Below are 21952 nucleotides of genomic sequence, written 5' to 3' on the forward strand. Positions count from 1 at the left end.
CGCGGCGTCCCCTTGCGCGTGCTTGCGGGTCCTGCGCGCCCCGTGGAAGATGCGATCCATGGTCCGCGATCTCGGCCTTCGGCGAGCGCTCCGGAAGCTCGACCGGATCCCGGCGGGGCCCGCGCTCGCCGCAGGGCTCGGGGCCGGCGCGGCGCTCGGGTTCGTGTGCCTTCGAGAGCCGAGCGCGGCAGGGATCGCGGGGTTCGTCGCGCTCGTCGCCGCCGCGGTGCCGCTCGCGATCTCGGCCAGACCGATCGCGGTGCCGGCGCAGGGCCCTGCGGGCGAAGGGGCGCGTCCAACCCTGGGCGGTCGATTGAAAGCCGCGCTGAACAGCGGGGCGGCGCTGCCGGCGCTGGTCCTGGCGGGGCTTCTGGGGGTCGTGGTCTGGCGCGAATTGCGAGCGCGCTCGGCGCCGGACATCCCGCTCATGCCAGCGCCGCCGGAGACCGCAACGGCGACGGTTCACGACCGCGCAGGCGCGCCAACGGAGCCCCGCATCCCTGCTCCAGCGTCGTCGGCGACGGGGACGGCAAAGTTCCCCATCTCCCCTCCTTCATCGAGCCCGCGCGAGCCCAAAGCCACCACGCCGCAGCCCCCGCCAAGGGCCGGCGCTGAGCCCTGATCAAGCGTCGGCGAGCAAGCGGTGACGCCCAGGGGGAAGGAAGCGCTCGGCGAGCGCCATGCGCGTCGGGTGCCAGGGCGTGTGGGCTTGCGGCTGGGCTAGGGAGCGTGGGGGAGCGGCTGGCATGCTTTAGAAGCCCGCTGCGCATCGATAGAGAGCTCGCCGAGGTAGCGGATGCGATCGGCGGCGGTGAGGCATGCGCCGGTGCGGGCATACCATGCGCTGGACGATATGAGGTCCCAGCTCCGGGCGGTCTCGTCATTGGGCGAGGTGGTGAGCACACGCAGTCCATCCGGGCTGAATGCCGCGAAATGGACAAAGCCTGCGTGCCCTTTTAGGACGATGGGCTCGCCAGAGCGATCGGCGTTCCACACCCGCGCCGTTCTGTCGTCCGAGGCGGTGACGATCCGCTGACCATCGGGGCTGAAGGCAGCGGAAGCGACCCGGGCAACGTGCCCTTTCAGGACGATCGGCTCACCGGAGCCATCGGCGCCCCATACCCGCGCGGTGCCGTCCGAAGAGGCGGTGACGATCCGCTGGCCATCGGGGCTGAAGGCGGCGGAATAGACCGAGCTCTCGTGCCCTTTCAGGACGATGGGCCGGCCGGAGCCATCGGCGTTCCACACCCGCGCGGTATTGTCGACGGAGGCGGTAACGATCCGCTGACCATCGGGGCTGAAAGCGGCGGAGTTGACCCACCCCGCGTGCCCTTTCAGGACGATGGGCTGGCCGGAGCCATCGGCGTTCCACACCCGCGCGCTCTCGTCGAAGGAGGTGGTGACGACGCGTTGACCATCGGGGCTAAAGGCAGCGGAATAGACCGAGCCCTCGTGCCCTTTTAGGACGATGGGCCGGCCGGAGCCATCGGCGTTCCACACCCGCGCGGTTTTATCGAAGGAGGCGGTGACGATCCGCTGATCATCGGGGCTAAAGGCGGCGGAATAGACCGAGCCCTCGTGCCCTTTTAGGACGATGGGCCGGCCGGAGCCATCGGCGTTCCACACCCACGCCGTACCGTCCGAGGAGGCGCTGACGATGCGTTTGCCGTCCCGATTCCATGCCATTGATCTCACTGTTCTCTCGTGCCCCTGAAGCGTGAAGATTTCAACAACGCCTGTGCCAGAGCTCCGTGCGATCTCGAGCACGTCGCGACCGAAACGTCTGCCGAGCTCAGCCGTCCCCACCTTTCGGGTGTCTCCATCCGATGACTCGTCCGGTTCGCGCAGCGCGTGGAGGATCACCACCTGATCTCCCCCATCCCACGAGCTCCGGCTAAGCGCTGCATCCACGGCGTCGAGATCCAGGGGTGCCTTCGCGCGGATCACGATGTCCGCGATGTGCGAATCGAGCAGGCGATCGGCGATAATTTCACCGAGACGATCGCGCGGCCTCACCTCGATCACCGTAATGCGGCGCCTTGGCTGTGGCCCGCGGTCTCGGAAAGCCGGGAGGCTCGTGCCGCACCGCTGCACGATGATCCCTTCTGGCAGAGCCTCCTCGCAAGGCCTAGACTCTTCGTGAAAAGTCAGCGCGATACGCGCAGACGGCTGGATTGTCGTCGATGTCCAGAGCGCTCCCCGCCCCCCGGTGACGAGGAGATCTCCATTCGCCTGCATCGCCACCTGACACCACGCGCCCGTATCGTCCACCGCGCAGATGTCGACATCTCGACCGAGCAGATTCGCCGCCGCGCCAAACCCGAGGCCACCGGCGAGCCCCACGGCAAGCCAGAAGCGCCCAGGTCGTCCGCGGATCGTCTCCGCGCCAGAGACGCCGGCCGCTACGCCGAAGCCGATCGCCTGCAGCATCACCCGCACCTCGTCAGGCCGGTCTCGCAGAGACCAGGGCAGCACGATCGCGGTCCTCGTTCCCTCTGCCTCGCGCGGCGCGAGCGCGGCCGAGCGGCGCTTCACCGCCTCCTCGAGATCCGTGCCCATATGGGAGAAGAGCTCGCGGGCCGCCTGGTCCGGCCGGTCCCAGATATCGATCAGCGCTCGCTCGATCCGGAACGCCCGCTCGGCGGGCGTTCCGATCCACGGCACCGTCGCATCCGCCTGCCGTCGCGCTTTCGCCTCCGTCGCGTAGCGTATCCGCCAGAAGCGGATCGCGCGCTCGAGCAAGCTCCCCCGTCCCTGCTCCGCTCGGCGCAGCCAGTCGCAGAGCGCCACCCGGACCGGGAACGACCAGTCGAGCAGCCCGCCTGGTTCCGTGGCCTCGCGGTGGAGCGCCTGGATGAACCATGGCGAGACGCGCAGGCCGAGCGCGCGCCGGAGGGCGAAGGCTGTCTCCTCGTCGACCGGCCGCGGGCTGAGCGCGCACGCGGCGGCCCAGGCGCGGGCATCGCCGTCGAGCCGGCGGCGGACGGGCTCGCGTCTCGGCGGGAGCCGGCCACCGGCCAGAAAGAGCGCGGCGTCCTCGGGCTCGAGAACCGGGATGCGGTGGGCGCCGGCGATGCCGGAGAGGCCCGAGCGCCCTTGCCCGAAGTCGATGAAGGCGAGCCGTGGAAAGCGGGCGAGGGTGCGCAGGAGCCGGGTGAGGCGGGGCTGCCGATCGACGCCCGCGTGGCGGATGGAGAATGCCTGTCCGTCGGTGAGGACAGCGACGATCGCGTCGCTCTGCTGCTCCTCGAGATCGGCCGGCGTGAACCTCATCCCATCGGGCGTCGCCAGCCAGTCCGGCACGGCCCAGAACGCGGCCTGCTCGACCGGGAGGCCGACCCGGCGTAAGGCGGTGACGATCTCGCGGGCGAGCCGGCCGATCGTGGGATCGGGCGAGGACTCGTCCACCCAGAGCCACACGGTGTGGTGCCGGCCCTGCCGCTGCAGATGCAGGGTGGGGAAGCCGAAGGCGCGCGCGGTGGCCTCTACCGAACGATCCGCGTCGAGCGCGTCCGATACCTCTTCCGTCATCAAGCGACCGATGCCCCAGACGAGCGCGTCCTCGGAGCGCGCATCGAGGAGCTCGAGACCGCGGCGCGGAGGGCTCGACAGCGAGACCTCGGGAGGGCCTGGGCGAGAGGGCGCAGGCGCGGGCTTCGGAAGGTAGAAGCGGCGGCGCATCCCGATCCAGAGGCCGGCAGCGGTACCACAGGCGAAGAGGGTGAGGGCGAGGCCGAGCCGGCCGTCGAGCCGGGAAACCTCTCGAAACTCAGGGGCGAGTGCCTCGAACGTCCGTGTGTCGGGCGTTACTTCGGCGGCAGCATCGGCCTCGGCGGCAGCATCGGCCTCGGCGGCAGCATCGGCTCTGGCGGCAGCATCGGCTCTGGCGGCAGCATCGGCTCTGGCGGCAGCATCGGCTCTGGCGGCAGCATCGGCCCCAGCGGCAGCATAAGCCCCGGCGGCCGCATCGGTTCTGGCGGCAGCATGGGCCCCGGCGGCAGCATCGAGCTCATCGGGAGCAGCGCTCGTGTTGGAGACATTGACCTCGGCGGGGGCATCGACGTCGGCGCCGGCATCGGTTCCGGCGGCAGCATCGAGCACCTCGGGAGCAGCGCTCGTGTTGGAGGCATTGACCTCGGCGGGGGCATCGACGTCGGCGCCGGCATCCACCTCGACACGCGCGCCGGTGTCCGCATTGACGCCGCTCTTCGCCTCCGGGATGTGCGCAGACCAATCCACGGCCGTGAGCATGGCGGCGACCGGCGCAACGAGCCCTCCGAGCACAGCGACGAGCACCGTGAGCTTCCGCAACCTCCGCAGGTTCTTCCCGGCCCGATCGGGCTCGGGTTCCAGCAGCGGGAGCCGCGAAGCAGGGCGGGCCCGCTCCCGCAGCGCGAGCGCGGCCTCCGCGCCGGCCGCCCACGCGTCGAACACGCGCTCGAACCGTGCCCGGTCCGCAAGCGACTTGACCATCACCGCGGCCACGAGCCCGCGGAGCGTCGGCAGGTCGATGTCGGCGTCGAGCGAGAGCACCCGGTGCAGCCGCACCGTCTCGGTCACGCCGACCGTGATCCCCGCCTGCCGCAGCGCCTGAAACAGCGCCTCAAGCCCCAGATCCGAGCTCATCGCGCCGCCGGCCGCTCAGAGCTGGGCCAGATCGTCCCGGTCCTTGATCAGCGCCGAGAGCGCCGGCAGCGATCGGAGCGGCATGCGCTGCAGCTCGGCGGCGGAGACGCTGCCGCGCGCGCTCAGCAGCGTGAGCCATACGAGCAGCTCGGACGTCGCCGGCTTCTTGCGCAGATCGCGGTCGCGCAGCTCCAAGAAGCGCTTGATCGCCACCTCTCGCGTGGTCTCGTCGAGGCGCGGGAAGTCGCCCATCCGCGCGTCCACTGCCCGGCGCACGAGCTCCGGGGTGAACTCGATGTGGTGGAAGATGCACCGGCGCAGGAACGGCTCGGGCAGGCGCCGCTCGCTGTTGCTGGTGATCACCACGAGCGGCGGCGGCCCCCCTCCGCGGCGGCCGACCTCCTCGCCGGTCTCGAGCACCGTGAATCTGTGCTGCTCGAGCACGTTGAGCAGATCGTTGGGAAAATCCCGAGGGGCCTTGTCGATCTCATCGATCAGCACGACCGCGCGCCCCTCGGCGAGGAACGCCCTCCAGAGCACCCCCTCCTGGACGAACTTGCCTTTATTGATCGGCTGGCCCTTGAGGTTCGGATCCTGCGCCGCGTGGAAGTAGCCTACCGTATCGAAGCGGTAGAGCAGATCGCTCGCCACCGAGGTCGAGCGGACGTAGAAGGGGAACAGGCGATCCTCGATGCCGAAGTGCCAGGCGACCCAGAAGGCGACCTGGGTCTTGCCTGTCCCGGGCTCGCCCGTGACGAGCAGCGGCGCGCCGACTGCGAGGGCGGCGTTGATCGCCAGGACGAGCTCCTCGTGCGGCTGGAAGTGCTCCGCCGCGACCCTGTGGCTACCGATCGCCTGCGGGATCTCCTGCGCATCGAAGGCCTTGCGCTGCGAGGCGTCGCGGCGCCTGGGGTCGAGGATCCGGAACGCATCGGGCACGGTGCAATCCTCCGGAGGCCGGTTGTACCATGGAGCGCGCCCGAGGGGGCTCCCTGCGGGCGCCGCCGGCGGTCACCGCGAGGCGCACGCGTCGACCACGCGGCTGTCCGGGCGGCCGAGGCGCTGCGCGCTCACCTGCTCTGGCCTTGCGCGGGGCATGCTTCTATGATTGCTTCGAAAATCGCGCCCCTTTCCCAAGGAGGGACCATGGACCAGCACAAGCCGCACGGCAGTCCGAAGGCCGTCGTGTCCGCAGACGTCGTGAAGCGTCTGTTCGCGGAGTCGGCCACGCCCGAAGGCATGCCAGACGCCGCCGATCCCGCCGAAGCGTTGACCGAGAAGCAGCGCCAGGAGCTCTTCGTGAAGCTCAGCGCCGCGCGGGCCCAGATCGCGAACGCGGATCTCGGTCCAGGCATCATGAGCTCCCCGGACGCCGCGCTCGGAGCGCGGCTGCAATCGTGGCTCGCCGAGAAAGCCGAGGAGCGCGACGCCAAGCAGGCAGCGCTGGCGTCGAGGGAGATCCAGTTCGACGAGCGCGATCTGCGCTGGGGCCTCAGCCTGCTCAGCTGGCTGGGAAAGCTCGACAAGGTGGCCCAGAAGCGCCCCACCGGCGGCCCCGAGGAGCTATCCCCGAAGTGCCGGATCGGCATCGCCGGCGACTGGGGCTCTGGCCTCTACGGAGCGCCCCGGGTGGGCGCCCAGCTCGGCGCCCCCGGCTACGCGTACGCGATCCACCTCGGCGACGTCTACTACGCCGGGACCGAGCACGAGATCGAGACGCGCTTCCTGCCGTACTGGCCCCACGGCGAAGGCGTCATCGGCCGGGCGCTCAACTCGAACCACGAGATGTACTCCGGCGGTCACGGCTACTTCAACAAGGCCCTCCCGGCGCTCAAGCAGGAGTCCAGCTACTTCGCCCTGCGCAACGCCGACTGGCTCATCCTCGCGCTCGACACGGGGTACGACGAGCACGACCTCGACGCGCAGCAGGTCGACTGGATCCGGCAGAACGTCGCCGCCGCGGGCGCGCGCCGGGTCATCCTCCTGTCGCACCACCAGCCCTTCAGCGAGCTCGAGAGAGGTGGCCCGAAGCTCGTCCAGGCGCTCAAGCCGCTCCTCGAAGCGCACAAGATCTTCGCCTGGTACTGGGGCCACGAGCATTGCGCGTTCATCTACGACGAGCACCCGGCCTGGAAGCTCCACGGCCGCTGCATCGGGCACGGCGGCTTTCCTTACTTCAGGTACAAGGGCAACACCGGGCTGAAGCACCAGAGCGAGCTGGGCTCATCGCACTGGCGCATCTTCAAGCCGAGCGCGAGATCGCCTGGAGGGCGCCTGCTCGACGACCCGAACCCCTATGTCGCGCCCAAGGCCAAGCCCGAGGAGTATGGCGCGCACGGGTATGCGTCGCTCGTCTTCGACGGGCCGTCGCTCGTCGAGCACTTGCACAGGCCGACGGGCGAGATCATCTACGCGAAGCAGCTCACGCCATGAGCGAGCACAAGGACCTCGCCGAGCAGGTGGCGATGTGGCGGCGCGCCGCGGAGCGAACGCTGCAGGGCCAGCGCGTCAAGGAGGCGATCAACAATCCGCGTGGCCTCGTGCCGCCAAGCGCAGGCATCGACGATGCGAGCGCGCAGATGGCGGTCGATCTCCTGCAGGCCGGCGAGCTGCCGAACCCGGCGCAGCTCGCGTCGCTCGCGCAGTGCCTGCGGCTCCTGCGCACGCCGCTCTTCGTCACCCAGGGCGCGATCGTCGATCCCGCGCCGGCGCTGCCCGACGCCGAGCCTCGCTGGCGCCCCGGACAGTGGGGCGCCTTCATGCAGCGCTCCGCGGTGTGGCTGCGCGCCGTCTGCCGGGTCGACCGCGCGGAAGGGGCGCCCGAGGGAACGGCCTTCCTGGTCGGACCCGAGCTCGTCATGACGGCCGGGCACGTGGTGATGGAGATCTCGCTCGGCGTGGGGCGCCTGATGCGCGGCCAGGCGACCGTGCGCTTCGGGCAGGAGCGCAACACCCTCGATCCGAACCCCCCCATCGACGTGGTCTCGGTGATGTTCCTGGACGTGGAGCTCGACATCGCGCTCCTGAAGATCGACAGGACCCCTGACAGCGTCGCGCCGCTCGTCCTCTCCAGCCGGCCGTCGGCGCTCCACGCCGAGGTCGCGGCGGTCGGCTACCCGCGCAAGGACGCGAGCCGCAACCTCGGGATCGGCGTGGCCATCTTCGGGGAGCCGTTCGACGTGAAGCGGGTCGCGCCCGGCGAGATCATCAAGCTCCTGTCCGGGGAGTTCCGCCACGACTGCTGCACGCTGGGCGGCAACTCGGGTTCCCCGATGCTGGAGGTGGCGACCGGGAACGTGCTCGGCGTACACGTCTACGGTCTGAACGGCTGGTACAACGTGGCCGTGTCGGCCGACAGCCTCGCCAGGAGGCCCGACCTCAAGGACAAGATCGAGCGCTGGGCCGACTGATGCCGAACCCGAGCTGGCGCGCGATCCTCATCGCGATCCGCGATTACCCGAACATCGTCGGCCTCTCGGGGTCGTTCAAGAACGCCGACAAGGGCGCGCTCGTGTTCCGCGACTGGGTCACGACGACGGGCGGCGTCCCGCCGGAGAACGTCGTCTTCCACCTCGGCGTCGAGGGGGAACCACAGCCCGCAGGCACGCTGCCGGCGACGCGGGACGCGATCCGGAAGAGCCTCCTGGCGATCGGGAAGCATTGGAAAGACGCGACCGAGCGGCTCTACTTCTACTACTCTGGCCACGGCTTTTCGTTCAAGGACGGGCCCCAGTCCTCCGTCGATCTCATCACGACATCCGAGTTTCAGCACCTCGAGGACACGGATCCCGCCCTGCGCGTCGACGTGCTCTGCCGGGTGCTGTGCAACCTGGGAGGGAAGGGCCGCCACTTCATGTTCATCGACGCGTGCCGCAACGAAGCGGAGCTCATGATCTTTGGCGGAGATCTGAACATCAACGACCTCAGGCCGTCGGTCACCGGCAGGCCCGATCAGTTCGTCTTGCAGTCGACCACGAGCGGCGCCGCTGCGGCGAGCGGCGGTCCCCTGGGCAGCCCCTATGCTTCCGCGCTGCTCGACGGGCTGAACGCGGTGGGCAGCTCGAAGATCTGGCGGTCTTCCAACCTCGTCGTCACCTTCAGCTCGCTCGCGGAGTACATGAACGAGCGCCTCAAGCCGCAGGAGGTGGAGCCGACCGGCAAGGGTGACCCCGTGATCCGGGAGGTGCGCCCCGTCCCGGTGTACACCTGCACGGTGACGTTCGTCGTCGGCTACGAGGCGGGAACCGCCCTGAGCCTGCGGATCACCCGGCCGGATGCGGACGAGAGCGCCGGGCGTGAGATCGAGGTCATCAGCAATCCGATGCAGATCGAGCTGAAGACCGGCGTCTACCGGTTCGACGTTCACTCCACGGACTTCACCGCGACCGTCGAGCCTGCCGGCCCCGTCGGCGTCTTCGAGGACATGGAGGTTCGCGTCGCCCTGCGCCGGCGTGATGCCGAGCCGCTGGTTCTGGGAGTGCCGCTCGACTTCGACATGCCGGACATGCTCGAGAAGATGCTTTCTCCCTCGATGCGTGAGCTGGAGTCACGTTTTCTTGGGCGGAAGAGCGCCACGTTGCGGCCGCTCAGGAGCGGTCCGAGCCCCCATGGCCTCGCCGAAGAGCTCCTCGGGACGCTGATCCTCGCTGGCGTGCCCGTGTACCGGCGGCTCGACCTCGCGGATGGCGTGCCGGTCTTGCTGGCGCTCGCGGCGACGCAGTGGATCTCCTTGCGCACAGACCCGACCAGCTCCGTTCTAAGGCGCTTCGCTCCTGATCTGGAGTGCGGGATGCTCCCGGGCAGCCAGGGCGTGCTGGTGCTCGTCGTGGGCGACGATCGACCGTCCATATCGCTCGAGCGCGCAGGCGAGCCGCCGCGCTTCGCGCTTGCCCAGGAGATGCGCTTCACGCACGCGGTCTGGGCAGCGGGTCGGGTCTCGACCGAGCCGTTGCTCGTGACGGTCTCGTTGCCAGGTAGACAGCTGCTGGCGGCCGCACCGCCGCTCCTGCCCGAGCACATGACCTTGCTCGTGGTAGAGAGCCGACCTGGGGCGAGCCCGCGTCTGTTCTGCCTCGCCATCCCGAACAGGCACAGTGCTGGGCCAGGAGACTCGATATCGCAGCTGGAGAATGTCCTCCGGTTGGCGCGCATCGAGGACGCGATCGTCGACGGCACCGCGACATTCGAGAGAAAGTCGCTCGACACGCTGGTGGATGCCGTCGTCGGGCCCGCCGCGTGCCATGCGCTCATCGCCGACGCGCGCCTCGACGAGGCGCGGCAGCTCTGCGGCGCGCTGGCGTCGCGGTATCCGGAGCTTCCGGACGTCTTCGGCCTGCAATGCCTCCTCGACACGAGCCGCCCTTGCCCCCCCGTGCCGGTCTACCCCTTCTGGCTGGAGGGCGCGCTGGCAATGCGCCCGAGCGGAGTCTTCAAGGAGCTCGGGATGGTCCTGTCCCTGACCGGCCCCTGGGCTTTGTGGCGAGCGCCGGCGCTGCCCAGCGCGGCCTGGCAGCCATGACGCGGTGGGCGCGCCCTCCGAGGAGGATGCGCGCAAAGCGCTCCGATTTGGGCGCGCAGCCAGCGCAGCGCGCCCTTGTACACCCCGGCGGGCGATCCGTCCTACGGGCTGCGGAGGGGAGGTGCGCGTATCCGGGTAGTTGTGTCCTGTGGCAGCAAGGTCTCCTCGAATGCCCGCCGCAGCGCGTTCTCCTGTCGGCTAGGCGGAGCGCGCCCGCGGCCCTGCGGCGCTTCTCATGGCGCGCGATATCCCTGCCCTGGGTCGCGCAGGGCGCCGCAGACGCCTCCGAGCGCCTCTCCGACCTCCGGCGACCAGCCCAGGCCGCGCAGCCTCGTCGCATCGAGGGCGGCGTCCATGGCCAGGAAGCCGGCGAGGGGGCCGTGCGCTGCGAGGGCTTCCGCGAGGCTCCACGAGCCCACGGGGACCCCGGCGGCGTCGGCTATCGCCGCGAAGAGCGCCGCCATGGGCTCGGGCGACGCCTCGGCGGCGTGGAATACGCCCCTCGCGTCCGACTCCAGCAGCATCGCGTAGGCCACCGCCAGATCCCGCACGTGGACGGTGGACCAGCGGTTCTCGCCATCGTCGATAGTACGCGCCACCCCCGCGGCGCGCGCGCCGTGCACCAGGCCCGCCACCGGACCTCCGCCGTCGCCATAGACGATGGGCGGCCGCACGACCAGGCCGCGGACGCCCGCCGCGCCGAGCACGCGCGACTCGGCCGCAACGAGCCACTCGAGCGCTCCGCCGGGGTTGACGCTCTCCTCCTCCGGCACGGGCACCCGCGAGGAGCGCGCGCGGGGCGCCCCGGTCGTCGTGATGAAGACGCCGCCGCTCATGGCCGAGAGCATCGCCGTGACCGCCGCCTCGTCCGTGGCCGGGCGATCCTCTCCTGTCGTCGCCGCGGTGTGCACCACCCCGTCGCCGGCCGCCGCCGCGCGCGCGAGCACATCGACCTGCGACAGATTCCCCAGGATCGGCTCCGCGCCGGCGGCCCGCACCTTCGCTGCCGACGCGTCGCTGCGCGCGAGCCCGCGCACCCGGTGCCCGCGCGCGACAAGGGCGCGGGCGACCGCAGATCCGATGAAGCCGCTCGCGCCGGTGATGAAAACGTCCATGGTTGCCTCCTCGTGAATCGGTGGCTGAACCATGGCGACGGGCCGGGGGACCCTCCATGTGATAGAGTCCAGCGCTCTTTTGTGATCGTCCAATGCCCGATGTCCTGACAGCGCTGCTCCGCCACGTGCGCATCGAGACCAGCCTCTTCGGCCGCGTCGAGCTCGGCGCGCCGTGGGGTGCTCGTATCGGCCGCCGGGAGATCGTCCTGCTCCACCACCTCCTCGAAGGCGAGATGTGGCTGGAGCTGGACGGCCGAGAGATCCGCGTCGGCCAGGGCGATCTGCTGCTCTTGCCGCACGGCGTCCCCCATTGCCTGAGGCACCGGCCGGGGGCAGCCGTCGTCGACGAGGAGCGCTGGCTCTCGCCGCCTCGGCCGGGCGTGCAGGCGGTGCGGCGCCGGCTGGGCGGCGACGGCGCGAGGACGGTGGTGCTCTGCGCTGCCATGCACGTCACGGGCGCCGGGCGGTCGCTGCTGCTCCGCGCGCTGCCCTCCGTGGTCCTCCTCGACGGCGGGGAGGGTGAGCCGGTGCCCGGCCTCGGCCGGCTCCTGGACGGCATCCGCGACGAGGTGCGCGGCCGGCGGCCGGGCGCGCCGGTCATGGCCGCTCGCTTCGCGGAGCTGCTCCTCCTGCAGGCCATCCGCGCGGAGCTCGAGCGCCCCGCGCCGCCTGGGTCCTTTCGCGCGGCGCTCGCGGACGAGCGCGTCGCCCGCGCCCTGGACGCGCTCTACCAAGGCCCGGCCCGCGCGTGGACCGTGGCCTCGCTCGCGCGGGAGGCCGGCATGAGCCGCTCGGGCTTCGCCCTCGCCTTCCGCGAGCACGTAGGAGAGGGCCCGCTCCGCCACCTGACGCGCTGGCGCATGGAGCTGGCGAAGGAGACGCTGCGAGAGCGCCCCGGGCTCGCGCTCGCCGAGGTGGCGTCGTCCGTAGGTTACCAGGACGAGGCGGCCTTCAACGTCGCGTTTCGCCGGGAGGTCGGGGTCCCGCCTGGGGCGTACCGATCCAGGGACCGCGAGCCAGGATACTGAGCTTCAGAGAGCGCTGCGTCTCTTTGCTCGACCGCGCTATCTGGTGAGACGATGTCCTTGGAGCCACGGCGTTATGGCTCGGCACCCGTCGAGCGAGCGGATGGATCGGGACGCATACGCGATGAGCTGTGGCGAGACTGAGAAATTCCCTTACTTGCAGCCCTTTTCAGCGGGCAAATTGAGCAAGAAGGACGGGGGCGATTGGCCGTCGGGTGCATTGTGGTGCTGTTCGCTGCCCAAAGATATTTGCAGGGATGCGGGAAGATCCTTGCACTTGCAAACGTGTCCTCGCTTTACCGCCTTCCTGTTGGGCTGACAGCACGTCGGGCGCGTTCGTTTCCGATCTGGACAGGGGGGGCCGGTCGGGTAGCGTAGGCTGCCGTGCGTATCGCATCGAGAGCGGACCTGACGCAGGGCCTCGAGGCGACCCAACCCGCTCCGGGAAAAGACTCTCCGCCGGGTGAGGGCGACGAGCGCGGCGAAGGCGACGAGCGCGCACGGCATACGTGGCGTCCAGCCGCCGTCGTCGCCGGCCGGTACCGGCTCGATCGGCTGCTCGGTGAAGGGGGCATGGGCGTGATCTGGGCCGCGAGCCACACGCTGACTGGCAAGCCGTTCGCGCTCAAGTTCGTGAAGGGCGGGGCCATGCGCGGCGCGGTGGGCATGCGCCTGCTGCGCGAGGCGAAGCTCGCGAGCAGCGTCCGCCACCCCAACGTCGTCGAGGTTCACGACGTCGAGATCGAGAGCGGGGCGCCCGTGATGGTCATGGAGCTCCTGTCCGGCGAGTCGCTCGCAAGCAGGCTGCGTCGCGAGCCGAGGCTGCCCCTCGGCGAGGTAGCCTCCATCTTCCTGCCGGTCATCTCGGCGGTCGGGACGGCGCACGCGCTGGGCATCGTCCACCGCGACCTGAAGCCGGAGAACATCTTCCTTGTCGACGGATCGAGCGAGCGGGTCAAGGTCCTCGACTTCGGCATCGCGAAGCTGACGGCCACGAGCGGACAGGACGCCCAGACGACGGGGCTCACCGAGAGCGGGACGAGGCTTGGCACGCCCTGCTACATGTCGCCGGAGCAGACGTTCGGAGACCGACAGATCGATCACCGTACCGACAACTGGTCGCTCGGCCTCATTCTTTACGAATGCCTCTCGGGCGTGCTCCCGACCCGGGCCGACAACGTCGGCCAGGTGTTCAAGATCATCGTGACAGGCGCGATTCCCCCGCTGGAAAAGGTCGCGCCCGACGTGCCCCGGGAGCTCGCCAGGGTGGTTGGCCGGTTGCTGTCGACGGACCGCCAGGCTCGGCTTTCCGACCTGGGCGAGGTCGCTCGCGCGCTCGCGCCGTTCGCGCAGGGCGCGGCGCCGAGCTTCAGCGCGCCGGAGCCGCCCGCATTGCGCCTCTCCGAGCCGCCCAGGGCGCCGGGCGGCGAGGCGGCGGATGGAGACGTGGTGGACCCCCTGGCCGCGACCGAGCGCCTCGGCGCCGCGGCGCGCCGCGATGAACTCCGCTCGACCGGAAGACGCCTCGGCCTGCGGGCGGCGGCCTGGAAGATCGGCCTCGCGATGGCGCTCGCGGCCGTCATCGCTGGGGCGCTCGCGCTGCGCGGAGGGCCTCGTCCGGTCGCGGCGACCACCGTTCCCGGGCCGCGCTCCAGCTCTACTTCGGCGCTCGCCCTGTACAGCGCCGCGCTCCAGGCCGCTCGCGATGCCAACGAGGGCAAGGCGGTGGACGGCCTGCGGCAGGCGATCTCCATCGATGACTCCTTTGCCGATGCGCACCTTCGCCTCGCGATCTACGCGCCGGAGCTCACCGAAGCTCGGGAGCACTATCAGCGCGCAGAGGAGCTGAGCGCCGCGCTCGACCCCCGCGATCGAGCGCTCCTTGCGGCCATGGATCCCGCGCTCGGCCGCGACCCCGCGGATACGGCGCGCTGCGCGGAGCGGCTGACCGCGCTCACGGCGCAGCACCCGTATGATCGCGACGCGGAGCTGTTGGCCCTCCTCGCGCGTTGCGCGCTGCGATCGGACGTCCATACCAGCGTCGCTGCGGCGAGGCGGGCCATCGGGATCGACCCCCAGTACGCGCAGGGATGGGCCGCGCTGGCGAGGTCGTTGTGGCAGCTCGGGAGCTTCAACGACTCCGCTGCCGCCATCGACCGGTGCCTCGCGATCTCGCCCACGGCGGCCAGCTGTTACGAGATCCGGAGCGAGCACCACAGCGCGCTCGGCCGCTGCGCGGACGTCGAGGAGGACCTGTGGCTCACGCGGCCCATGACGAGCGGAAGGAGCCGGCTGATCTTTCGCAGGCTTGCGTGGTCGAGCTATGCGCAGGGGCGCTCTCTCGACGCGGTCCGCGAGGCGATGCGGCAGAGCCGGGTCTCGCTGCCGCACAAGGAGCGGCGCTTTACCGCGCTGCTCGACGAGTCGAACCTGAACGCGATCCTGGGCAATTTCTCGCAGGCCGAGGACCAGCTACGGCAGGCGCGCATGTACATCAGCGCGGATTCTACGGGGCACGCCGATGTCGTCCGCGCGCTCATCGATGTCTGCCTCGAGACCGATCGCAGGCGCGAGGCAGCGGACATCGCCAAGACGTGTCTTGATAATTATAGCGCCTGCGCCGGCGGCTCGCCGGACCTCTTGCGCGTCATGCTGCATGCCGGCCTCATCGCCAGGGCCGAGTTCCAGGAGAAGGTGGCCGAGCTCCTGTCGCGGTCCCGCGTGCAGGGTGCGGCGGATCCTGCGCGCTCCGCCGTGGTGCAGGCCTACGCGCGGTGGATCGAGCACCCCGAGGAGGCGGCGGAGGCCGTCCCCGTGCTGCCGCTGACCACGCTGATGAGCAATCAAGTCGGGCAAGAGGTCCAGGCGGATGTCGGCGCGGTCTTTTACCTCGCGGGCATGCCTCGCCATGCGATCCCCACGCTTCGCAAGGCGGTCACGACGTGCGATATGCTGGGCTGGCCGGTAAGGTACGTCCGCTCGTTCTGGTTTCTCGGTCAGGCCCTCGAGCAGATGGGCGAGATCTCCGGCGCATGCGAGGCCTACGCGAGCGTGATCGAGCGCTGGGGGAACGCCAGCCCGCGCTCGGTGACCGCCGAGCAGACGCGGGCGAGGATGAAGGCGATCGCCTGCGGACCGGTCGAGTGACCGCTCCCGCTCTTCGTGCCGGGGTCCGGCCATGGGAACCGGCGGCGCCATTGTTCTGAATTTCAGTTCAATGATGTGCCGAAAATGCAGATTCTCTTCGCTGTGCTGCGCGCCTACACTGGTGCACATGGGCCGAGAGCTCGGCTCGCGCCGCGCCCTGCGGCAAACGACCTATTTACTGGAGGAGAACTTATGCGTGAGGAGACGAGGCGGGCAGCATTGCGTGCAGCAGCAAGGGTCGCGCTGGGAGCGCTGGCCTGTGGCGCCCTGGCGGGCTGCAACGGACGTTACGTCTCTGGTGGGCAGTCGTCACCGCTGGATCCCGACGAGGAGATCCCGGCGGAAGTGCCGGACGCCCCGCCGCCCGCCGGCGGCGGTGCGACGACCGGAGTCGGTGCGACGACCGGAGTCGGTGCGACGACCGGAGTCGGTGCGACGACCGGAGTCGGTGCGACGACCGGCGGCGGTGGGGAAGCTTCGACGGGGAGTGGGCTCGTTCCGACACCCGATGAGGGTGGCGCGGGCGGAGCGGGTGGCTCCCCGCCCGCTCCAACCGGGCTCGCGTGCGCCGAGCAGGTGAACCTCGACGACACGGAGGCTCGCCCTCGCGCGGAGCTCGATTGCTGCCTTGACTACACCGCGCAGCGCGTGCCTGCCCCCGGAACGGGGTTCTCCGAGGAGCAGCGGGCGGCCCTCGCTGGCGACGCCTCCTTCGTGAACTGCTGCACGGCGCTGATCGTGGGTGTTGGCGCCGACGCGATCTCCTACAGAGAGGCAGAGCCCGTCCGGCAAGTCTGCTGTTTCGGTGACGTTGTCGCTCCCGAGGCGGAGCTCTACAACGAGAAGTACTGCACGCCCTGGGGCCCCCCGGTCCCGCCGGCGCTCGACGCCTACGATGCCCCGTCGGAGGTCGCATGAACGCCGCGACGCTCGATCTCCGCGGCGAGGCGCGCGCGCGTGCCTTCGTGAGCGGGTATCCCGCGGCGCTGTTCCCGTCGGCGATCGGCACCTGGCACGCGCGGATGGTGAACGAGCACGGGTCGTCGGCCGTGTTCGAGGCGCTCGCATGCCAGCTCGCCGGGGCGGGCTTCCCGCCGGAGCTCGCCGACACATGCCGGGGCTTCGCCGACGAGGAGCGCCATCACGGGATCCTTTGCGGCGCCGTGGTGGAGGCACTCGGCGGGACGGCGACCGCGAGCGTCCCGGAACGCCCGGAGTTCCCCCTGCACCGCGACGCGCCCCCCCGCGCCGCCGCGCTCCGCAACGTGATACACATCTGCTGCATGAGCGAGACGGTGGCCGTGGCCCTCATCGGCGCGGAGCGGCTGGAGATGCCGCCCGGGCCGCTGCTCGATCTGCTGACGCGCATCTATGCCGACGAGGTCGGGCACGCCCGCTTCGGCTGGCGCCTGCTCGAGCAGGTCGCGCCGGAGCTCTCCTCGGCGGAGCGGCAAGCGATCGAGCGCTACCTGCCCGTCGCGTTCCGGCACCTCGTGGAGCACGAGCACGCGCACTTACCGGCCCACGACGCCCCGCCGGACGGGGAGCAGCTCGGGCTGTGCAGCGGCCTGAAAGCCCGGGTGTTGCTCGATGACACCATCGAGGAGGTCATCCGCCCCGGGCTTCGCCGCTTCTTCGATTGCTGATCGTCGCCGCAAGAGCATGCCGGGCCAGACCAGCCCGGAGGGCGACGTGCGCCTAGGCGGGCCGCCAGTCGTCCGCGTGGAGCTGAGGGAACGATATCTTGCATGTCCCGGCATCGATGCCGACGATCAGGGCCTGCCCGTTTTGATCGAGCAGTCCCTCGCGAACGGAGCGGTCCGGCAGCTCGATACGGTATCTCTTGAACGGGACGGGTTGCGGCGGGTCCCCATCGTCCATGAGCTGAATCTCGACCCATGTCTTGTCCTCCCTGGCCGCAGGCTCTGGGTCGTCGGGCTCGAGCAGCTCAGGCGGCGCGAAGGGCGCGCCGGAAGCGACGTACGGCATCCGGTAGGCGTGGAGGCGGCCGTCGAGCAGCGCCTCCCGCAGCCGCGCTCCGAGCGCCCTCGGATCGAACGAAGGCCCCGTCGACACCGGAAAGCCGAGCGCCTCGCCGATCTCGGCGAGGAGCACCCTGCCGTGGACGGCGTCGGCGAGCCACGCCTCCAGCCGTGACGTCGCTTCCAGCGCAGGAAGGGCCTTGGCCCCGTCCGGCAACGGCGCACCATACCGCCGCGCGATCCACACCTTGTCAGGGAAGTAGCCGAAACCCCAGCGGTCGTGCATGGCGTTCTCGATTCGCCCCTGGCCTCCATGGCATCACGCCGCGCGGGGGAGAGTCAAGCGCGAGTCAGGAGCGGATCAGGGCCTTGATGCGCGTGGCCTTGGCCGTCGCGCCTCCCGGTCGCCCCCGCTCCTCGCGGCCGTGCGCGCCGGCCCGTTCGCGGCGCTTGAGGGCGCCGCTCGGGCGAGCTACGGTGCTCGTCGCATCGCTTGCTCGCGGATGCTCGCTCCGGGATGATGGGATGACCGATGCCCCACCAGCATGTTGTCCGACAGGGAGAGTGCCTCTCGAGCATCGCCCCGAAGTACGGCTTCTCCGACTGGCGGCTCATCTACAACCATCCTGACAACGCCGAGTTCAAGAAGAAGCGCCCCAACCCGAACCTCATCTATCCGGGCGACGTGCTCGTCATCCCGGACGCGGCGCCCAAGGAGGTCGAGGTCCCGACGGGCGGGAAGCACGTCTTCACGGTCAAGGTCCCGAAGACGATGCTCCGCCTCCTGCTCGAGGTCGAGGAGCCGTTCGCGTACGAGCTGACGTACCGCGACGTCGTCATCGCCGGGACGACGGACGGCAAGAGCCCCATCGAGCACCCCATCCCCGCCGACCTGGAGGACGCCGAACTCGCGGCCTGGCCGGACACGCCGGGCAACGAGACGGCGCGCGCCGGCGGGGTGACCTGGGCGCTGAAGCTCGGGCACCTCGATCCCATCGAGGTCCCGAGCGGGGTCCAGGGGCGCCTCAAGAACCTCGGCTATTTCTCGCGCGAGGTGGACGGCAAGGACGGGCCCGAGCTGGCCAATGCGGTCGCGTGGTACCAGTCGGCGTCGGGGCTGGCGCCGACCGGGGTCCTCGACGACGCGACGCGCGCGAAGCTCCTGAAACGCCACGACGGCGCGTGACGAGAAGGAACGAATGGCACAGACGGCCGCGGTCACGATCACCCTCCAGAAGGTCCTCGGCGTCGACGGGCTGATCGCCGGCGCGAAGAAGCCGTATGCGCTGGGCTTCATCGCCGGGCGGCGCTTCGGGCGCAGCAAGCCGATCCCGGCTGGCGCCAAGGAGGTCGATCTGACGGCGGAGGCGGTCCCGTGGAAGCGCGAGGTCGCCGCGAACGGGGCGATCCCGGTCGCCGTCGAGATCTGGGACGATCTGGGCGACGCCGGGCCGAAGCGCCTCGGCGCCGTGACGGGCAGCCTGAGCAGCCCCTACCCGACCCGGGTCCACGAGCTCGGCGGAGGTCCGCTCCTGCGCTGCGACGTGCTCACGCGCGAGGTGCCCGGAGCGCCGGGCGCAGCGCCCGTGCCCCGCGTCGCCGAGGGGGAGAAGACGCGCGCGACGCTGCGGGTGCCGAACACCGTGCTCGTCTCCATCACGGAGATCCTGGGGCTTCATGCGCCCGTCTCGCCGGGCGCGCCGGGGGTGAAGCGCGCCGAGGCGAGGCCCGGGTACACGAGCCAGGACCACCTCGGCCGGGTGTACCTCAACAGCGACCTCGCCGGGAGCTGGACCAAGGACAAACAGCTCATCCAGCTCACCGCCAAGGTGACGATCCAGCGGGGGAAGCTCCCCGCGGACGCGAAGATCCGGTGGACGGTCGTCGAGCCGGACGACCCGACCAACGACGATCCCGGCTTTCACGCCGCGTGGGGGGCGTACGTCGACAAGAAGGACTATGACGCCGCCGGCAACCACCAGGGCTCGCGCGCGGCCGACAACGAGGGCAAGCCAGCGAAGAGCCCGCCCTGGGAGGCGGTCGCCGGCTTCGCGCTCGCGTCCGCGGCCGCGACAGAGGCGAAGACGACGATCGTCGGCGACGAGAGCAAGGTCGTCTTCCACTGCCCGGACACGGCCGGGGACAACTTCCTCCTCCGGGCGGACATCGACGCTGCAACGCACGTGGAGGGGTTCGGCGCCGAGACCGGCATCATGACGATGTGGCACCGGATCCGGGTCGAGTCCATCCGCATGAAGAGCGCGTTCGTCCTGCCCATGGACGAGGTGCCCGTGCCGTTCGAGCCGTGCTGCGTCCAGCTCGACTGCGAGCCGGAGAAAGAGGTGCCGGACCAGCCGCACATGGCGCCCAAGGACGACGACCTCGAGACCGAGTGCGTGGCCTACGTGAACAAGGTGTTCTCGAACAAGTCGAACCCTGGCTGGTTCTGCGTCATCTCCGCGATGGAGCCGCACCCTCTGCCGATCAAGAAGGGCGACAAGGTCTTCGAGGGGGACGTCGAGCTGAAGAGCGCAGGCGCCGGCGCCAACCTCTCCGAGTTCTTCGAGGTTCCAGGGACGTTCCCCGATGTGGATTTCGCCGAGCTGACCTCCGGCTCGGAGACGGTCGGCTTCAACCTGTTCAGCGTACAGACCGAGACGACGGCGGCCGGCCCGATCACGCGCTGCTGGATCGTGGAGCACGACGCTCAGCCGGACTTCACGGCGGGCGACGGGTCGATCGCCCATGCGTACAAGGTGCGGTTCAACTACTCGCCCAGGTTCCGGAAGAAGGGCGGCGCCGTGACCCCCGGCGGCTACGGGATGGCCGCGAACGTGAAGGCCAAGCTGTTCAACCCGGGCGCCTTCTACACCGCCGGTATCAGCCCCACCGTGACGGCCAAGGGCAAGGAGTACTTCGCCGGCCGGACCATCATGTTCACGCACCACAGCGCCTACCGCGACGCGGGCACCGGCCTGCCAAAGCCGACGTACCGCGGCCGCATCGTCGGGACCATCGTTCATGAGCTCGTCCACGCGTTCGGTATGCCGCACAAGTGCGGGTACTTCGACTTCCGCGCGCCGCGGGACAAGACGTGCTGCATGAACTACAGGCCCAACTGGATGCTGGACGACAAGCGCAACCTCATCCGGGGGACGTCCGGGAAGACCGGCAGCGACGTCTGCGGCAGGCACCTCAAGGAGGTGAGGCGGGTCCACCTCGAGGACAACAAGGGGCTCGCGTGGAAGTGAGCGCGCCGGACATCACACCTCCGGGCCCGGCCCTCGTAGGCATCGATGTCGAGCCGGAGTACGTGCTCGGCTTTCCGATGTTCGTGGGCATCACGATCGGCAGCGTGCCTCCGGGCGCGTCGCTCATGCGGCTGCCGCTGCCGTCGCCCGCGGCGCTGCGGGGCGCGGTAGGCATCAGGCTATGGCGGCCGGGCGAGGCGGAGCCGTTCTTCGAGGAGGCGCCTACGGCCGTGGTGGATCCCGATCTCTCGGCGCCGAGCTTCCGCCTGCGGGCCGGCGAGGTCCGCCGGCTCCTCGTGGAGATCGCCGAGCTCCTGCCGGACGATCTGGCGGCGGGGGAGGTTGACGGCGTGCTGCTCTACGGAGCCCCGCCGCACGTCGCCGCGAGCGGCCGCGGACGGCTTCGCTTCCGGGAGCCCACGGCTGCGGAGCGCGCTTTGCTCGACGAGCTCCGGCCAGAGGTCGAGGCGGCCGGCTCGTTCGGGCGCTGGCTCCGCCGGCCGCCGTCCGATCCGACCCGGCTCGCGCCGCCCGCCGATCCGGGCGATCCGCTGCGGTACCTGAGGCTCATGAAGTACCTGATTCACGGCCCGGAGGAGCTCGCCGCGGTCGACCCGGCGCGGCTCCGCGTGCTCGGCGGCGTGTTCGCGCCCGAGGCGTGCGGGCTCGCCGCGGAGCTCCAGGCCGCGCGAGATCCCGGGGCGTTCGCCGGGTACGCACAGCAGGTGAAGGCGGCGTATCCGGGGCTTGCGGCGTGGATGGACGCGATCGCGGCCGGGCAGAGCGAGATCGCGTGGGCGCGGAGCCATCGGTGATGAACAGGATGAGCCCTCGAGCGTGGGTCGGTGCCGTGGCCCTGGGGTTCGCGGCGTTTTCGAGCTCCGGTTGCGGTCGCTCCCAGGCGCCGGCGCCCGACCGAGCGGCGCCGGATGTGTCCGGCGTCGCGGCGGCGCCCGGGGCCTCCGCGACGGCGCCCGGGGCCGTCACGGAGGCGCCCGAGGTGGCGACCGCGCCCGGGACCGCCGCGCCGCCGGGCGCTGCACCCGCTCCCGCGCAGCCCGCGAGCGCTGCGCCGTCCGCGCAGCCCGCGAGCGCTGCGCCGTCCATGGGCGCCGCGGGGATCAGGAAGCCCTCGCCGGGCGCGCGCGGCCCGTCGCCCGATGCGAAGCCGAAGCTCAAGTGCGGCAGGACGTATTGCAACGCCGCGGGAGAGTGTTTCGCACCGTCGCCGCCCCAGTGCGAGTGAAGGAGCTCGGGACACGGGGGCAGGAGCTCCAGGGCACACGGC

The 21952-nt window shown here is 70.5% G+C and carries 16 protein-coding genes; 12 read left to right on the forward strand and 4 right to left on the reverse strand.

Annotated elements, in window-relative coordinates:
- Window positions 1-58 precede the first annotated feature (58 nt).
- Window positions 59-622 (forward strand): hypothetical protein, encoded by a 564-nt coding sequence (locus tag WMF19_RS42600; protein WP_437895608.1) that lies wholly within the window; start codon window positions 59-61, stop codon window positions 620-622.
- Between the two features lie 98 nt (window positions 623-720).
- On the opposite strand, the gene WMF19_RS42605 is transcribed toward WMF19_RS42600, so the two are convergent.
- The gene (locus WMF19_RS42605) at window positions 721-4626 is read right to left on the reverse strand and encodes a hypothetical protein (protein WP_437895609.1); all 3906 of its coding nucleotides are present in this window, start codon (window positions 4624-4626) and stop codon (window positions 721-723) included.
- A 15-nt stretch (window positions 4627-4641) separates the two neighbouring features.
- Window positions 4642-5565, reverse strand: coding sequence for an AAA family ATPase (locus tag WMF19_RS42610; protein ID WP_437895610.1), 924 nt, complete (start codon window positions 5563-5565; stop codon window positions 4642-4644).
- A gap of 207 nt (window positions 5566-5772) precedes the next feature.
- Here WMF19_RS42610 and WMF19_RS42615 point away from each other — a divergent pair, with 207 nt between their 5' ends.
- The 3 genes from WMF19_RS42615 to WMF19_RS42625 are packed head-to-tail and all read left to right on the forward strand — an operon-like array spanning window position 5773 to window position 10144.
- A complete protein-coding gene (locus WMF19_RS42615; protein ID WP_437895611.1) occupies window positions 5773-7059 on the forward strand; it encodes a metallophosphoesterase family protein in 1287 nt (428 codons plus the stop codon).
- Entirely contained in the window at window positions 7056-8036 is a 981-nt protein-coding gene (locus tag WMF19_RS42620) for a trypsin-like serine peptidase (RefSeq protein WP_437895612.1), read from the forward strand. Before WMF19_RS42615 ends, WMF19_RS42620 begins: the two co-directional genes overlap by 4 nt.
- Window positions 8036-10144 (forward strand): caspase family protein, encoded by a 2109-nt coding sequence (locus WMF19_RS42625; RefSeq protein ID WP_437895613.1) that lies wholly within the window; start codon window positions 8036-8038, stop codon window positions 10142-10144. The genes WMF19_RS42620 and WMF19_RS42625 overlap by 1 nt, the downstream gene beginning before the upstream one ends.
- 233 nt (window positions 10145-10377) lie before the next feature.
- Here the strand turns inward: WMF19_RS42625 and WMF19_RS42630 are convergent, their stop codons facing one another.
- A complete protein-coding gene (locus WMF19_RS42630) occupies window positions 10378-11259 on the reverse strand; it encodes an NAD-dependent epimerase/dehydratase family protein (protein WP_437895614.1) in 882 nt (293 codons plus the stop codon).
- A gap of 92 nt (window positions 11260-11351) precedes the next feature.
- Here WMF19_RS42630 and WMF19_RS42635 point away from each other — a divergent pair, with 92 nt between their 5' ends.
- The 4 genes from WMF19_RS42635 to WMF19_RS42650 all read left to right on the forward strand — a co-directional run bounded on the left by WMF19_RS42635 (window position 11352) and on the right by WMF19_RS42650 (window position 17077).
- Window positions 11352-12287: an AraC family transcriptional regulator gene (locus tag WMF19_RS42635; RefSeq protein ID WP_437895615.1), complete on the forward strand. Its 936-nt coding sequence runs from the start codon at window positions 11352-11354 to the stop codon at window positions 12285-12287.
- 381 nt (window positions 12288-12668) lie between these two features.
- Complete coding sequence (locus WMF19_RS42640; RefSeq protein ID WP_437895616.1) at window positions 12669-15431, forward strand: protein kinase domain-containing protein; 2763 nt, start codon at window positions 12669-12671, stop codon at window positions 15429-15431.
- 192 nt (window positions 15432-15623) lie between these two features.
- Window positions 15624-16349 carry a hypothetical protein gene (locus WMF19_RS42645; protein ID WP_437895617.1) on the forward strand — a complete coding sequence of 242 codons (726 nt, stop codon included), beginning with the start codon at window positions 15624-15626 and terminating at the stop codon, window positions 16347-16349.
- On the forward strand, window positions 16346-17077 hold the full coding sequence (locus WMF19_RS42650; RefSeq protein ID WP_437895618.1) for a ferritin-like domain-containing protein: 732 nt from the start codon (window positions 16346-16348) through the stop codon (window positions 17075-17077). Before WMF19_RS42645 ends, WMF19_RS42650 begins: the two co-directional genes overlap by 4 nt.
- A 52-nt stretch (window positions 17078-17129) precedes the next feature.
- Here WMF19_RS42650 and WMF19_RS42655 read toward each other — a convergent pair whose 3' ends face one another.
- Entirely contained in the window at window positions 17130-17699 is a 570-nt protein-coding gene (locus WMF19_RS42655; protein ID WP_437895619.1) for a hypothetical protein, read from the reverse strand.
- 246 nt (window positions 17700-17945) lie between these two features.
- Between WMF19_RS42655 and WMF19_RS42660 the strand changes: the two genes are divergently transcribed.
- Genes WMF19_RS42660 through WMF19_RS42675 form a run of 4 tightly spaced genes read left to right on the forward strand, consistent with a single transcriptional unit; the run spans window position 17946 to window position 21910 of the window.
- Window positions 17946-18599, forward strand: a complete 654-nt coding sequence (locus tag WMF19_RS42660; RefSeq protein WP_437895620.1) for a peptidoglycan-binding protein — start codon at window positions 17946-17948, stop codon at window positions 18597-18599.
- 13 nt (window positions 18600-18612) lie between these two features.
- Window positions 18613-20664: a hypothetical protein gene (locus WMF19_RS42665; protein ID WP_437895621.1), complete on the forward strand. Its 2052-nt coding sequence runs from the start codon at window positions 18613-18615 to the stop codon at window positions 20662-20664.
- Complete coding sequence (locus WMF19_RS42670; RefSeq protein ID WP_437895622.1) at window positions 20655-21479, forward strand: hypothetical protein; 825 nt, start codon at window positions 20655-20657, stop codon at window positions 21477-21479. Before WMF19_RS42665 ends, WMF19_RS42670 begins: the two co-directional genes overlap by 10 nt.
- 8 nt (window positions 21480-21487) lie before the next feature.
- Window positions 21488-21910 (forward strand): hypothetical protein, encoded by a 423-nt coding sequence (locus tag WMF19_RS42675; protein WP_437895623.1) that lies wholly within the window; start codon window positions 21488-21490, stop codon window positions 21908-21910.
- The last annotated feature ends 42 nt before the right edge of the window (window positions 21911-21952 follow it).

The organism is Sorangium sp. So ce124 (assembly GCF_051525235.1).
In the GTDB taxonomy this organism is placed as follows: Bacteria; Myxococcota_A; Polyangia; order Polyangiales; family Polyangiaceae; genus Sorangium; species Sorangium atrum.